The following is a 14,502-nucleotide window of genomic DNA, read 5'->3' on the forward strand; positions in this document are numbered from 1 at the left end:
CTCCCCGCCGCTAATCTTTTGCTTTCCAAGCGACCGCCGGCACGGACGCCCCTCGCTTATACATATAAAGTATGCATAATGAAGTCATTCGAAATTCAGTATCACAAGGCAAAGAACGCGGCCAACAAACTAAAGCATCAAGGCGTCAGCCTCGCCGAGACAGAACCCGTGTTTTATGACGAACGAGCCCTGACGCTTCAGGACAACCACCACGATGAGCAGCGATGGATCATCATCGGGCTGGATGCCAAAGGTCGCTTGCTGGTCGTTGCATACACCTACCGCGATCCGAATTTCGTGCGAATCATTTCTGCGCGCATCGCCACCAAAAACGAGCGTCGCCACTATATGGAGGCTTGACCGATGAAAGATGAATACGACTTCAGCAACGCCAAGCGTGGAGCGATTGCCTCCAGCAAGGGCAAGACCCGAATCACCATCATGCTCGATGATGTCGTCATAGAGACCGCACGCGCACTGGCAGAAAGCGAGGGGTATGGCTACCAGACGGTGATCAACAATACCTTGCGCCAGGCATTGCTCAGCGATAAAGGCAACATGGCGAAGCCCGATCAGAACACTGCCGGTGCAAATGTCGGGCATTTCAAAAAAGGCATCACCGCCTCCGAGCTGAAAAGCCTGGAGAAAAAATTGTCAGAAGCCCTCAGCGAAATCCATCACGTGATGGAGCTTGAAGTTCGTTCCTAGCCCCCTACCCACGCCTGGATCGACCAACAGAAAAAGGGGCGAATTGATCAAATCCGTCCCTTTGCATCGCGCTCAATTTGCCTGCTACACAGACCCGATCAACCGCTCAAACACCTGCTTCAACGCCTCCTGCGCCGGCACTCGAATCCCGAATTCACTTTCCAGTAACCCGATCAATTCCTCAGCGTCTGTCACCTGCCGCCGCTCGCTCTCGCTGCCCATGCGATGAATGGCAAAACTGCCGTTGTTCAGCGTACGCCGCCATCCCTCCCCTGTTCGCGCCACCATCAGTTGTTTGATGAAGGACGATTCGGGATGGGTCGAGACGTACCAATTACCGAGGACATAATCGATGTCTTCCTGACGTTGCAGGTCGAAGATATACATCGCCCGCCACTCGCCGCCAACGTTGGCGCGCAGGGTGTAGCCGTCTGCATGGGGCTCGATGCGATAGGGTTCGTGGGGTGTCAGCTGTTCGGCTTCGGTGTCGAGCATCAGCGGTGCGGTGGGCACCATGCCGCCGAAGCCGACGTCGGTGATGTAGCGCACGCCGTCGAGGGTTACCAGGCTCAAGCGGTGAGTACGGGCGGTCCACGCGCCTTCGGACTGGTTCATGACCACGCGGCCGGTGATGCCGCGAGCCTCGAAACCCAGCGTCTGAAGCAAGGCCAGGAACAGGTTGTTGAGTTCATAGCAGTAGCCACCACGACCATCGTGCAGGACTTTCTGCTCTATGGACGGCAGATCGATGAGCACCGGCTCGCCCAATAACGTGGTGAGGTTTTCAAACGGAAAGGCACCGGTGTGGCGCAGTTGCAGTTGACGCAGGGTTTGCAGGGTCGGTGCCGGGGGCGCGTCGAAGCCCAGGCGTTGCAGGTACAGCGCAGGATTCGTCAGTCGTGTCTCGCTCATCGCTCAATCCTTTATGCAGAGGTCCGCGGATCGCTCCGCCGATGGGCGCCATGTATAAGGGAAAAAGCGCTCGGACTGACAATTGATTTAGCCAATCGCCGCACACGCCAGAATTATCACCGCTTGCGCGTGCCCAATCGAATCCACGCCGGCGCATGATCGCTGGCATGAGGTTCATTGCGAACCCAGGCATCCACGCCGGCCTCTTGCAGATAAGGACTCAGGGCCGGGTTGAGCAGCAGATGATCGATGCGCAACCCCGAGTTTTTCTGCCAGTGCTGACGGAAATAATCCCAGAAAGTGTAGATCCGCTCCTCTGGATACAGATGACGCAGGGAATCGGTCCACCCCTGATCCAGAAGCCGCTGATAACACGCGCGGCTTTGCGGTTGCAGCAGCGCATCCTTGAGCCAGGAGCGCGGATTGTAGATGTCCAGATCGGTGGGCACCACGTTGTAGTCGCCGGCCAGCACCACCGGATGCTCGCTGCTCTGGAGGTCCTTGGCGTGCGAGATCAGCCGCTCGAACCACGCCAGTTTGTAATCGAACTTCGGCCCCGGCTGCGGATTGCCATTGGGCAGGTACAAACAGCCCACCAGAACCCCGTGCACGGCGGCTTCCACGTAGCGGCTATGGGTATCGCTGTCATCACCCGGCAAACCGCGCCGGCTCTCCAGCGGTTGCGCATCGCGCGCCAGAATCGCCACCCCGTTCCACGCCACCTGGCCGTGCCAGATGGCGCCATACCCGGCCGCCTCCAGTTCGGCGACGGGGAATGCGCCGTCGACCGATTTGAGTTCTTGCAAGCAGGCGATGTCTGGCTGTTCCCGTTCCAGCCACGCCAGTAGATTCGGCAAACGGGCGCGCATGCCGTTGACGTTGAAGGTGGCGATTTTCAGGTTCTTCATGATCCGACGCTCGCAACGGATTGGGCGGTATCCAGTTGTGACCGGGGTGCGCCACGGCAGTTGCCGCGGCGAACGAAACAGGCGACTAAAGGCGCGAGCTTACAGCGGATAATCGTCCCATGATGCCTTGAGCAACGGCAGCAGCGCATACCTGTCAACCGGGCGACTGAGGTAGAACCCTTGTACTTCATGGCACTGGTCCGAGATCAGGAAGTCCAGTTGCTCCAGCGTCTCGACCCCTTCTGCGGTGACGGTCAGGCCCATGGCCTTACCCAGATTGATGATCGCCTGCACCACGGCGCGGTCATTGCTGCCGTTGCTCATGGACGAAATGAAGCGCTTGTCGATCTTGATCCCGTCGAACGGATACGTGCGCAGGTAACCCAGCGAAGAATATCCGGTACCGAAGTCGTCCATGTTCAACCGCACGCCCAACTCCTTGAGCGCGCTCATGGTCGCCAGGGCGCCATCGACGTCGTTGAGCATCACGTTTTCAGTGATCTCCAGCTCCAGCCGACTGGCGGGCAAGCGGGTCTGGATCAACACTTCCCGAACATCCTCGATCACATCGCTACGGGAAAACTGCACCGGCGACAGGTTGACCGACACCATCATCGTGCCCGGCCAGGTCAGTGCCGTCTCGCACGCCTCGCGCAACACCCAGCGCCCTAATGGCACGATCAGATCGGTCTGCTCGGCCAACGGAATAAACTCGTCAGGGCTCAACAAACCTTGCACCGGATGCTGCCAGCGCAGCAGCGCTTCGACCGAGACGATCTGCTTGCCATCGACGTGATAACGCGGTTGGTAATGCATCACGAATTCGTTGTTCTTGATCGCCTGACGCAGGTCATTTTCCAGTTGCCGGCGGTGCTGGATCTGATCGCTCATGTGCGCCGCAAAGTAGCACCAGGTCCTCTTGCCATCAGATTTGGCCTGATACAACGCGATATCGGCACAGCGAATCAGCTCCTCCGGGAAGTGCCCCTGGCGCCGACTCAGGGCGATACCGATACTCGCGCCAATGTGCAGCGTGTGGTGATCGTAATGAATCGGCTGATGCAGGCTGTCGAGCAAGCGCTGGCAAAACCGGTCGATTTCCGCGTGGCTGTCCATGCCATGGAGCACCAGCACAAACTCGTCGCCGCCCAATCGGGCGACCAGGTCAATGTCCCGCGTGCATTCACGCAAACGGACCGCCACTTCCAGCAGTACCGCATCACCGGCCGGGTGGCCCAGGGAATCGTTGATCGGTTTGAAGTTATCCAGGTCGATCATCAACAGCGTCAGTGCCGCCGACTGCTCTTTCAGCGCCAGCGCCTCTTCGAGGTAGCGCGCCAGTTTGTTGCGGTTCGGCAGGCCAGTCAGGGCATCGTGCAACGACAGGTGCTGGATCTGCGCATGGGCGGCGACTTCATCGGTGATGTCGCTGGCCGTCCCGCGAAAACCCAGCACCACGCCCTTGCGCTGGATCGGTCGCGCCGACACCCGGCAGACCCGTTGTTGCCCCGAGTGATCGCGGTAGGAACAGCGCAAATGGCTGACGGACTGTTCTTCATCGAGTTTGTTCAGCCACAGCGACAAAGGCGTGGTATCGCAGTTGAGCAGTTGCTCGATGTTCTGCCCCAGCCATTGCTGATCGGAGAACCCGGTGACGGTGCTGAAGCGTCCCGACAGGTAAGTGATGCAATGCCGGTCATCGATTTCCCAGATCCAGTCGGAGGCGGCCTCGGCCACCGCACGAAAACGCTCTTCACTGGCCTCCAGCGCCTGATTCGACAAGTCGAGGTGGGTGTAGCTGGCGTCCACATGGCGGGACGTGCGCAAGACATAGCGAAAGAAATAAGCGGTCAACAACGTCAGAATCAACAGCGCCCCGCCCAGCGGCGGCAACAGCGACCAGAGCAATTGATGGCCCGGCTGCTCGAGCCGGGATACCAGGCTGTAAGTGGTGCCTGCGAGAGTGACGGCGGGTTGACCGGGAGCGACAGCGTCGTCGGGCGTCAGGCTCAAGTCATGCAAACCGTAGTCGGCACTCAATGCGCTGAGCTTTTCAGGGTTCAACTGGTCGACGTAGATCAGCACCGAAGTGCTCTTGGGATCGACCGCCGGGCGTTCGTCATTGGGCACGATCGCGGCAGCCGTCAACAGCGCCGGTTTGCCCTCGAACAAGGTGTACCGGCTGACAGGGTCGATGAGGCTCTCCTGACTTTGAACCTCCTCAACCAGACTCGCCATCGATGTCGACAGATAAGCCGTCGCCTCATCTTGCACCTGAAGCCCGCGCACCACGGCGTATTTGGTTCGCTGACGATCGACCACGAAAACGCCATCGTAGCGATCGATAGTAAATAAGGTTTTACCCAAGTTCTGGTCGATGTAGGCCCACTGAACATCGACCTTGCCGTTCAAGTGGTCGTAGGCGGTCGTCCAGTTGGCATAACTGGCGATATAGTTTTTCGTGGCGGTGATACGGTTTTCCAGTGCGCGCTGGGTATAGAAAGTGGTCTTGGCCAGGTCCTGGGCATCGAGCCGTCCGGCAATACTGAACAGGGCGATCAGCGCGATCAGTACCCCAACGACAAACAACAGACCGACGACCAACATCAGGTTACGGGTGATCGGGGTATGGCGTGCGGGTGCAGCGGTAATGGCGGTCAATTCCATGCATTTGATCCTGTCGATCGATCGCCTGATCGGGTGAGACCGGCGGGGTCTGGTCTAACGATCATGACAGCCAGGCTCTCGACTGACCATAGCAGCCATGCTCGGTCATCGCCCCTGGACTGTAGCAGCTGCCGAAGGCTGCGTTCGGCTGCGGAGCAGTCGTGAATCCGGCTAATGCGATCTGCCAGATGTACCGCAATCTCTCTGATTTTACGACTGCTTCGCAGCCGAACGCAGCCTTCGGCAGCTGCTACACAGTGTGCATCGTTTTACCCCCCAGCCATGGTGGAAAGTTTCAACGATCCGAGCGCATCAGCGCCTCGACGCCCCCTTCCATGGACAACACCGCCGAGCGATTTCGCCCCGAGTGCTTGGCTTGATACAGCGCCGCATCCGCCCGCTCGATAAACATATTGGTGCTGTCGTGCCCCGTCGGCACAAACGAATAACAGCCAAGACTGACCGTCACGTAGCCCGTGGGTGAACCGCTGTGGATGATGTTTTTGTCCATGACGCTGCGGCGGATATGCTCGGCGATGGTCAGCGCGCCATGGATGTCGGTATCCGGCAGCAACACCGCGAACTCTTCACCGCCGTAGCGCACGGCCAGATCGGCTTTGCGTTGACAGCAACTCTTCAGCGCCCGCGCCACTTCGGCCAGGCAATGGTCCCCGGCCACATGGCCGTAAGTGTCGTTATAGCGTTTGAAGTAATCGATATCGAGCATGATCAAGCTCAGCGGGCTCGACCGCCGGGCACCGCGCCCAAACTCGATCTCCAGCGCCCGCTTGAACAATCGACGGTTGGCCAACCCGGTCAGGCTGTCGTGGGTGGCGATCAACTCCAGCGTTTTCTGCGCCTTGCGCAAATCCGCCTCGATGCGCTCGCCCGCGCGCACCTGATGAATGAACACCCAACCGAATAACCCCACGCCGAGGACGACCAGAGCGACGATCACACTGGATTGAATCGCCGTGTCGTACCAGTCCTTGAGGATTGCGTCTTTGGAGGATGCCGCCGCGACCACCACTGGATAGGCATCGAGCTGACGATAGCCATACAACCGAACGATGCCATCCACCACCGAGTCGATCATGGCGTTACCGGAGGTTGCATTGGGCAAGAGCTTTTGAAAGATTTCACCCTGGGCCAACGACGTACCAATCTGCGATTCCACAAACGGCCGTCGCGCCAGCAGTGTTCCGTCGGTCAATCCCAAAAACATCGCACCGTTGTCATCGATGCTGAAGCTTTTGAAGAACTGATCGAAGTACGACATCTTGATCCCGGCCAGCAACACGCCCTGGAAATCGCCGTTCTTGTCGTTTATCCGTTTGGAAACCGGAATGATCCACTCGCCATTTTCCCGACTGCGAATGGCCGGGCCGATGTGCGCCAGGGTCGACACGTTTTGCTGGTGAAACCTGAAATAGTCACGGTCCGCCACACTCGGCCCGCGGGGCAGATTCTTGAACGACGTCACAGCCCATTGCCCCTGCCTGTCGAACAGAAATATACCGTGCAACTGATGCAGCGCCTGTACCCGCCGCGCGAAGGTTTTCTGCAAGTGTGGCGTCTGGTCAGCGTCGAAACCATCAGCCTGAATCCAGTCCACCAGACTGGTCAGCACCAGGTCGGCTTTCATGAACGTGTCTTCGGCCTGCTGCGCCATAGCCCGGGTCAGGTTCGACGACGACACCTCGGCCAACGCCAGATCGTGCCGGCGCGACTGCTCCAGCTGCAGGAAAAGCAGACCACAGAGGCAGAGGCACACCGCCACGATAAACAGCACCGCAGCCTTGAGCAGAGGCAGCCGTTTCAAGGCACCGCCGGGCGTGGGGTGCGGATCGTGAATGGGGATAGGCAAAAGCATGTCCTGAAAGGGTAAGGCATGGGCAGAGGCCCAAAACCCTTATTTTTTGTGAGCGTAGTCTACGGGGTTGTGCGGGACAAACGCAGGGTTGGGGGATCAATGGTCATAGCGCTTAGTATTACTGAGCCAGTACTTGTGGCTTTCCAGAAGGCAAGACCATTGGCCGGAACATGACGCCGGGCAAAACCCGCATTACCTTGGAGGAGCTACGATTAACTGACATCACGACAGGAAATCGACATGAGTAAAGCAGACGAGCTCGCCGTGAAGCTGAAACAATCCCGGCAAACCAGTGCCGATGCGACCATCGCCGATCAGGCCATCGACAGCTGGCCCACCCAGGTCTACGAGCTGTATCACCAGATTGAAACCTGGCTACAGCCACTGATAGAGGTGGGCCTGAAGCTGCGACGCAATTCCACTCACGTGTTCGAGAGTGCCCCGGACGGGGCGACCTACGAATACGCCATCGATCAACTGCTGATCGAAGGCAACCACCACAGCATCACCTTCGACCCCGTCGCTCGCTTCACCGCAGACGGTGCCGGGCGGATCGAGGTCCACTCGATCGGCAAGGAACTCGCGCTGTTGCGAACCGTGAACGAACACGGCGAGACGCAGTGGTGGCTTCAGGCGATCGAACAGTCCGGACAACAACCGGATGCGATCGCCCTGACAGAACACAACCTGCTCCTGGCAGTGCAGGAGGGGTTGGGGCTTTAAGGGCTACAACTTGCTCTGCCCCACCGCCATCGAGGGAGGCGCCGCTCGCCTCCCGTCCAGCGTTGGCCGTTCCGAAGGCAGGTTCAACGCCCGCAATACCGGGGTGTCGTACCCATACACATCAGGCTTGAACGTCACGCGCCCATCAAGACTCAGGTCCACTGTCCAATAGGCCAACAGCACCGGCACTTTCACCGGGAGCCTGATGTTCTCCGTCTTACCGTTGGCTAACTGCTTTTGAATCCCTGCGCTGCTCCAGCGAACCGGGTCGTTGAACAACAGCTCCACCAATTGCAGCGGGTTTTCTACCCGGATACAGCCGGAACTGGTCGCGCGATTGGATTGCGCAAACAACTCGCGATGCGGTGTGTCGTGCAGATAAATCGCGTAGTCATTGGGAAAGCGAATAACCACCTGCCCCAGCGAGTTATCCGGCCCTGCATCCTGACGCAGCGTAAGGCCACGCGGGTTGTCCCAATCGACGGTGAACGGGTCGAGCACATTGCCTTCTCGATCGATCACGCGAATTCGATTGGCATCCAGATAACCAGGATTGTTGCGAATCTTCGGCAGCATGTCCTTGACGAGAATCGTCGGCGGCACGGTCCAGGTCGGGTTGAACGTGACGTAGGTGACCTCCGATTGAAAAATCGGCGTGCTGCGAAACGGTTTACCGACCTGCACTCGAGAACGCCATATCGGCTTGCCATCGCGATAGAAAGAAACCTTGTACCCGGCGATGTCGACGATGACAAAAGTGCCCTGGAGTTTGTACAGCAGCCATCGCGCCCGCTCCATGTTCACCCGCACTTGGTCGATTCGCGCCTCGACCGGTACGTTCAACGCCGCGAGGGTCGCCGGCCCCGCTACACCGTCTGCCCCGAGGTATTGCTCGGCCTGATACTTCTTCACCGCCGCCGTGACGGTGTCGTCGTAGTCGGTGCGCGCGGTCATTTGCGGGGCCAGATAACCACCCGCCGCCAAACGGGCACGCAACTGCGCAACCGAGGCGTCGTCCATGCCGGGCCTGAGCGTCTGCCCTTCGGAAATCTTCGGCCAGCCGCCACTGCCGCGAACCCTGCGCAGTTGCGCCAGGCCCTGTCGCAACGTGCCATAAATCGCTTCTTGTGGCGGCGCCTGGGTGAATGCGCGCGCGACGTCATGGCTGTCGAGTGCGGCGAAGAAAAGATTGACGTCCTCTCGAGGGTCGATGCCGACCGGGTCGAAATTCCAATGAATGTCCAGCCGCGAAGGGTCGACCTTGCCACGCCGCAATTGCAGCAGCGCCGTGATGAACGTCTGGGTCGCCGAGATATCAAAAGCTGCCCGTTGCCCGGGGGTTGGCGCGGTTGTCTGCATCGACGTTCTGGCCGTGACCAGTTCGGCAATTCGAAAATCCGCAGGGTCCAGGCCATCGACCTCGGTGTCGCTCAGGCTTTTCAACAACTGGACGACATCGTCATCATCCGTCCAGGCAGCGCGATAGCCACGATGGCTATAAAAATCCAATACCGCTCGGTTGATGTCGGTCCGTTGATGTCCCGGTGATGTGAGCAACGGAGGAAACGCCGAGCTCAATGGCGCCAACGCCGCCTGAATCGCCTGACCGGTGTAATCGCCCGGCGCGGCATCCGCACCGACGCTAACGGGAGATGGCGGCTCAATCGGCGAAGTTTCCGCGATTGCCATGCCGCTTATCAGAAAGCCCATAAAAAAGATGCGGCTTATGACGAATAACCTTGTTAACTGCCCCATGGATAATCCTTAATCTCCCGTTTTCAACCGGCTAGCGTCGTGCGCGCTGCTAGACTCGAAACAATCAGATGAGACTTGCATATGGCCCTAGACCGCTTCGGTTTTTTAATAACGGCCCTGTTGCTGACCGCGTTTACACTACCGGCAGCCTACGCCGATTCGCTTGAAGCCGCGCTGATCAAAGCGGCCCCAAAGGCCAACGCCAAGGTCATTGCCCTGGCCGTACGCGCCTCTCAATGCAGCCGGGCCCAAGGCACGGCCCCGGTTCAAAGACTAGCAGTCATCGATTATTCCCTGCCCTCGACCGCGCAACGTCTTTGGGTGTTCGACCTTAAACAACGCAAGTTGTTGTTCCACGAACTGGTCGCCCATGGTCGCAACAGCGGCGAGAACATGGCCCGTCAGTTCTCCAACCAGAATGCCAGCTACGCCACCAGTCTCGGTTTGTATCGCACCCAATCCAGCTATGTCGGGCAAAACGGTTATTCGTTGCGCATGGAAGGTCTGGAACCGGGCTTCAACGACAACGCCTTCGAACGGGCGATCGTCATTCATGGCGCGCCGTATGTCAGTCCGGACCTGGCGCGGGCAAATGGCCGGATCGGCAGAAGTCTGGGTTGCCCGGCTGTAAGACCTGCGATTGCGCATCAGTTGATTGACTCGATGAAGGATGGGCAACTGTTGTTTTCTTACTATCCGGATCAACGCTGGTTGAAGTCTTCTTCGTATATCAATTGCGGTAACGCCACCGTGGCGGACTCGTCCAAGCCCAATAGAAGCCATTGAACACCGCGTGAAACTGTCAAAATTGTAATCTTGGCTTCAGCCTGCTGAAAGGCGCCGCCCGTTAGCCTCGCCTTATAGACGTTCTCTGCCCTCCGCTCAGGATGGACCCGAGGGCTTCACCAGGCTGACGGACGGGAAAAAACGGCATGCATTCCAACACCTCAAGACGCACCTTCGTGAAGGGCCTGGCCGCTGGCGGGGTTCTCGCTGGCCTCGGGCTGTGGCGCACGCCGGTCTGGGCGGTGACCAGCCCCGGCGAACCGAGCGTGCTGGCCGGTTCCGACTTCGACCTGTTCATCGGTGAAACCCCGGTCAACATCACCGGCAATCCTCGAACCGCAATGACCATCAACGGCGGCATTCCCGGCCCTCTGCTGCGTTGGCGTGAAGGCGACACGGTCACGCTGCGGGTGAAAAACAAACTCAAGGACAGCACTTCCATTCACTGGCACGGCATCTTGCTGCCGGCCAACATGGACGGCGTGCCGGGCCTGAGTTTTCACGGCATCGAACCGGATGGGATGTACGTCTACCGGTTCAAGGTCCGGCAGAACGGCACTTACTGGTATCACAGCCATTCGGGCTTTCAGGAACAGTCCGGGGTTTATGGCCCATTGGTGATCGACGCCAAGGACCCGGAGCCTTTCCAGTACGACCGCGATTACGTGGTGATGCTCACCGACTGGACCGACGAAAACGCGGTCAGCCTGATAAAGACGCTGAAAAAGCAGTCCGATTACTACAACTATCACAAACGCACTGTGGGCGATTTCATCCACGACGTCAGTGAGAAAGGCTGGGGGTCGACGGTCGCCGATCGCAAGATGTGGGCCGAGATGAAGATGAACCCCACCGACCTGGCCGACGTCAGCGGCGCCACTTACACCTACTTGATGAACGGCCAGGCGCCAGACATGAACTGGACTGGCGTATTCCGTCCCGGAGAAAAACTGCGACTGCGGTTTATCAACGGCTCCGCCATGACCTACTTCGACGTGCGCATCCCCGGCCTGAAAATGACCGTGGTCGCGGCGGATGGGCTGTACGTCAAACCGGTGAGCGTCGACGAATTTCGCATCGCGGTGGCGGAGACGTTCGATGTGATCGTCGAGCCGACCCAGGACGCCTACACCCTATTCGCGCAGTCGATGGATCGAACGGGTTATGCGCGAGGCACCCTTGCGATGAAGGCAGGATTGTCGGCGCCGGTGCCACCGCTGGATCTGCGGCCGCTGGTGACTATGGATGACATGGGCATGGGCGGGATGGATCACGGCAGCATGGGTGGCGACATGGCGGGCATGGATCACAGCGCCATGTCAGGCATGGCCGGCATGCAGTCCCATCCGGATACGGAAAAAGACAACCCGCTGGTGGACATGCAGGCCATGAGCACCTCGCCAAAACTCGATGACCCGGGCCTGGGCCTGCGCGACAACGGCCGCCGCGTGCTGACCTACTCCGATCTGCGCAGCACCTTCGAAGACCCGGACGGCCGCGAGCCCGGCCGCACCCTCGAGCTGCACCTGACCGGCCACATGGAAAAATTCGCCTGGTCGTTCAACGGCGTGAAATTCTCCGACGCCGAACCGCTGCGACTCAAGTACGGCGAACGGGTTCGGGTGGTGCTGGTCAACGACACGATGATGACTCACCCCATTCATTTGCATGGCATGTGGAGCGACCTCGAAGACGAGAACGGCCAGTTCATGGTGCGCAAACACACCATCGACGTGCCGCCGGGATCGCGGCGCAGCTACCGGGTCACTGCCGATGCACTCGGGCGCTGGGCCTATCACTGCCATCTCCTGTACCACATGGAAATGGGCATGTTCCGTGAAGTTCGCGTGGAAGAATGAGGCGCTACCCATGACCAGACTGACTAGCTCCACCCGCCTCGCTTTGGCACTCGCTGGACTCACGGCTTTTTCGGCTATGGCCGCCACCGACGACATGCAGAACATGGACCATAGCCAGATGCCGGGCATGGATCACAGCCAAATGCAAAGCATGGACGAGGGCCAGATGCAGCCCGCCACGCCAACCCAAAGCCGCACACCGATCCCGGCATTGACTGACGCCGACCGCGCCGCCGTGTATGTCAGCCCCGCCGGCCACAGCGTGCATGACACCGCGCTCAACTATTACTTCCTCGCCGACAAACTCGAATGGCAGGACGCCGATGACGGCAGCGCGCTGGCGTGGGATCTGTCCGGCTGGATCGGCGGTGACATCGATCGTCTGTGGCTGCGCTCCGAAGGCGAACGCATCAACGGCAAAACCGAAGACGCCGAGGTCCAGGCCCTCTGGGGCCACGCCATCTCCCCCTGGTGGGACGTGGTAGCCGGCGTGCGTCAGGACTTCAAACCCGGCGACCCGCAAACCTGGGCCGCGTTCGGCGTGCAAGGCATGGCGCTGTACAACTTCGAAACCGAGGCCACCGCCTTCATCGGCGAAGGCGGCCAGAGCGCTGCACGGCTGGAGGGCGACTACGACATCCTGCTCACCAACCGGCTGATTTTGCAGCCGACCGCCGAGCTCAACCTCTACGGCAAAAACGATCCGCAACGGGGCATCGGTTCCGGGCTGTCCAACACCGAAGCAGGCCTGCGGCTGCGCTATGAAATCCGCCGGGAATTCGCGCCCTACATCGGCGTGACCTGGAACCGCACCTACGGCAAAACCGCCGACTACGCCAGGGACGAAGGCGAGGATCGCAGCGAAGCCCGTCTCGTCCTCGGCGTTCGGCTGTGGTTTTAAACGCACTCACTCAAAATCTAAAAACCAACCGCTTCGCGCGGTAAGGGGCCTTGCATGCGCATGATCAAAACCACCGCTGTTGCCATCGCACTTTCCACCGGGCTGCTCATGAGCACACTGGCTCAAGCCCACCCGAAACTGCTCTCCTCCACCCCGGCCGAAGGCGCGGACGGCGCAGCACCCAACAAAATAGAACTGCACTTCTCCGAAAACCTCATGACCCAATTCTCCGGCGCCAAACTGGTCATGACTGCAATGCCCGGCATGGCCCATTCACCCATGCCCATGAAAGCCAAAGTCTCCGGCGGCAGCGACCCGAAAACCATGATCATTACCCCGCTCTCACCACTGCCCACCGGCAGCTACAAAGTCGAATGGCGCGCGGTGTCTTCGGACACTCACCCGATCACCGGCAACGTTACGTTCAAAGTGAAGTGATGAATGAGCGACTCGGTCGGCATTGCCCTGCGGTTTGCGTTGTATGTGGATTTGATGCTGTTGTTCGGGGTGGCGCTTTTTGGGTTGTACAGCCTTAAAGGGCAAGAACGAGTGTCGGGAGCGGTGTTGCCGTTCCGGTCGATGTTGGCGGGGACGGCGGTGCTGGGTGCGGTGTTGTCTATCGCGAGCATGGTGATGATGACGAGTGCCATGAGCGGAGAATCGGACTTCGCCGATCTGCGTCCGCACATCGAGATGATGGTGTTCGAGACGGATGTGGGATTGGCCTGGGGGGTTCGCATCGTTGCGCTGGTGGTTGCTGGTTCAGCGGTGATGCTCCGTGCGCCTGGTTTCAGTTTGTTGGTCGCGGCTTTTGCCGGTGGTGTCGCCCTCGCCAGTGTGGCCTGGAGCGGGCATGGGGCGATGGATGAAGGCAGTCGTCGTTATTGGCATTTCGCGGTGGATGTTCTGCACTTGCTGGCGGCGGGGGCATGGGTTGGGGCGTTGGCGGCGTTTGCGTTGATGGCGAAGATTAATGCTCTGCAAACCGAAGTACGCATCAGGTTGTTGGTTCGCGCGGTTAATCGGTTTGAGGTGATTGGCGCGGTCATCGTGGTGCTCATCACAGTGACGGGGGTTGTGAATTATCTGTTCATCGTTGGGCCGAAGCTGGATGAAGTTTTTCTTAGCACTTACGGGATTTTGCTGTTTATCAAAGTGGTGCTGTTTGCCGGAATGCTCGTGCTCGCCGCATTGAACCGGTTTCACCTTGGGCCGTTTTTGCAGCGGTCGTTGCAGGACGGGCAATACACAGTCGCCGCCAATGCGTTGCGGCGCAGCGTGGTGGTGGAATGGGCGGCGGCGGTGTTGATTGTGGGGTTGGTGGCTTGGTTGGGGACATTGAGTCCGGAGATGGACGCTCTGTAGAAAATTACGCAGGGAGACACTATCTACATCATCCGATGACCGGCC

General features: G+C 59.2%; 13 protein-coding genes. 8 read left to right on the forward strand and 5 right to left on the reverse strand.

The window, feature by feature from the left end; all coding sequences use genetic code 11:
* Positions 1-78: 78 nt before the first annotated feature.
* Together ACA044_RS18830 and ACA044_RS18835 are read left to right on the forward strand one after the other, a co-directional pair.
* Positions 79-360, forward strand: a complete 282-nt coding sequence (locus tag ACA044_RS18830) for a BrnT family toxin (RefSeq protein WP_476214329.1) — start codon at positions 79-81, stop codon at positions 358-360.
* A gap of 3 nt (positions 361-363) precedes the next feature.
* The gene (locus tag ACA044_RS18835) at positions 364-708 is read left to right on the forward strand and encodes a BrnA antitoxin family protein (protein ID WP_497442738.1); all 345 of its coding nucleotides are present in this window, start codon (positions 364-366) and stop codon (positions 706-708) included.
* An 84-nt stretch (positions 709-792) separates the two neighbouring features.
* Here ACA044_RS18835 and ACA044_RS18840 read toward each other — a convergent pair whose 3' ends face one another.
* The 4 genes from ACA044_RS18840 to ACA044_RS18855 all read right to left on the reverse strand — a co-directional run bounded on the left by ACA044_RS18840 (position 793) and on the right by ACA044_RS18855 (position 7,062).
* Complete coding sequence (locus ACA044_RS18840; protein ID WP_497442739.1) at positions 793-1,620, reverse strand: arylamine N-acetyltransferase family protein; 828 nt, start codon at positions 1,618-1,620, stop codon at positions 793-795.
* 116 nt (positions 1,621-1,736) lie between these two features.
* Positions 1,737-2,528, reverse strand: a complete 792-nt coding sequence (locus ACA044_RS18845; protein WP_497442740.1) for an exodeoxyribonuclease III — start codon at positions 2,526-2,528, stop codon at positions 1,737-1,739.
* A 99-nt stretch (positions 2,529-2,627) separates the two neighbouring features.
* Positions 2,628-5,195 (reverse strand): bifunctional diguanylate cyclase/phosphodiesterase, encoded by a 2,568-nt coding sequence (locus ACA044_RS18850; RefSeq protein WP_497442741.1) that lies wholly within the window; start codon positions 5,193-5,195, stop codon positions 2,628-2,630.
* 295 nt (positions 5,196-5,490) lie between these two features.
* Entirely contained in the window at positions 5,491-7,062 is a 1,572-nt protein-coding gene (locus tag ACA044_RS18855; protein WP_497442742.1) for a sensor domain-containing diguanylate cyclase, read from the reverse strand.
* A 246-nt stretch (positions 7,063-7,308) separates the two neighbouring features.
* Between ACA044_RS18855 and ACA044_RS18860 the strand changes: the two genes are divergently transcribed.
* On the forward strand, positions 7,309-7,791 hold the full coding sequence (locus ACA044_RS18860; protein ID WP_497442743.1) for a hypothetical protein: 483 nt from the start codon (positions 7,309-7,311) through the stop codon (positions 7,789-7,791).
* Positions 7,792-7,794: 3 nt separating this feature from the next.
* Here the strand turns inward: ACA044_RS18860 and ACA044_RS18865 are convergent, their stop codons facing one another.
* A complete protein-coding gene (locus tag ACA044_RS18865; protein ID WP_497442744.1) occupies positions 7,795-9,546 on the reverse strand; it encodes a L,D-transpeptidase family protein in 1,752 nt (583 codons plus the stop codon).
* An 81-nt stretch (positions 9,547-9,627) separates the two neighbouring features.
* Between ACA044_RS18865 and ACA044_RS18870 the strand changes: the two genes are divergently transcribed.
* The 5 genes from ACA044_RS18870 (at position 9,628) to copD (ending at position 14,457) form a co-directional block, all read left to right on the forward strand.
* Positions 9,628-10,332 carry a murein L,D-transpeptidase catalytic domain family protein gene (locus ACA044_RS18870; protein ID WP_497442745.1) on the forward strand — a complete coding sequence of 235 codons (705 nt, stop codon included), beginning with the start codon at positions 9,628-9,630 and terminating at the stop codon, positions 10,330-10,332.
* Positions 10,333-10,478: 146 nt separating this feature from the next.
* Positions 10,479-12,191, forward strand: a complete 1,713-nt coding sequence (locus tag ACA044_RS18875) for a copper resistance system multicopper oxidase (RefSeq protein WP_497442746.1) — start codon at positions 10,479-10,481, stop codon at positions 12,189-12,191.
* Positions 12,192-12,201: 10 nt separating this feature from the next.
* Positions 12,202-13,092: a copper resistance protein B gene (locus ACA044_RS18880; RefSeq protein ID WP_497442747.1), complete on the forward strand. Its 891-nt coding sequence runs from the start codon at positions 12,202-12,204 to the stop codon at positions 13,090-13,092.
* A 54-nt stretch (positions 13,093-13,146) separates the two neighbouring features.
* Positions 13,147-13,530 (forward strand): copper homeostasis periplasmic binding protein CopC, encoded by a 384-nt coding sequence (gene copC, locus ACA044_RS18885; protein ID WP_497442748.1) that lies wholly within the window; start codon positions 13,147-13,149, stop codon positions 13,528-13,530.
* Positions 13,531-13,533: 3 nt separating this feature from the next.
* Positions 13,534-14,457: a copper homeostasis membrane protein CopD gene (gene copD / locus ACA044_RS18890; RefSeq protein WP_497442749.1), complete on the forward strand. Its 924-nt coding sequence runs from the start codon at positions 13,534-13,536 to the stop codon at positions 14,455-14,457.
* Positions 14,458-14,502: the final 45 nt, after the last annotated feature.

The organism is Pseudomonas sp. LBUM1673, assembly GCF_059695645.1.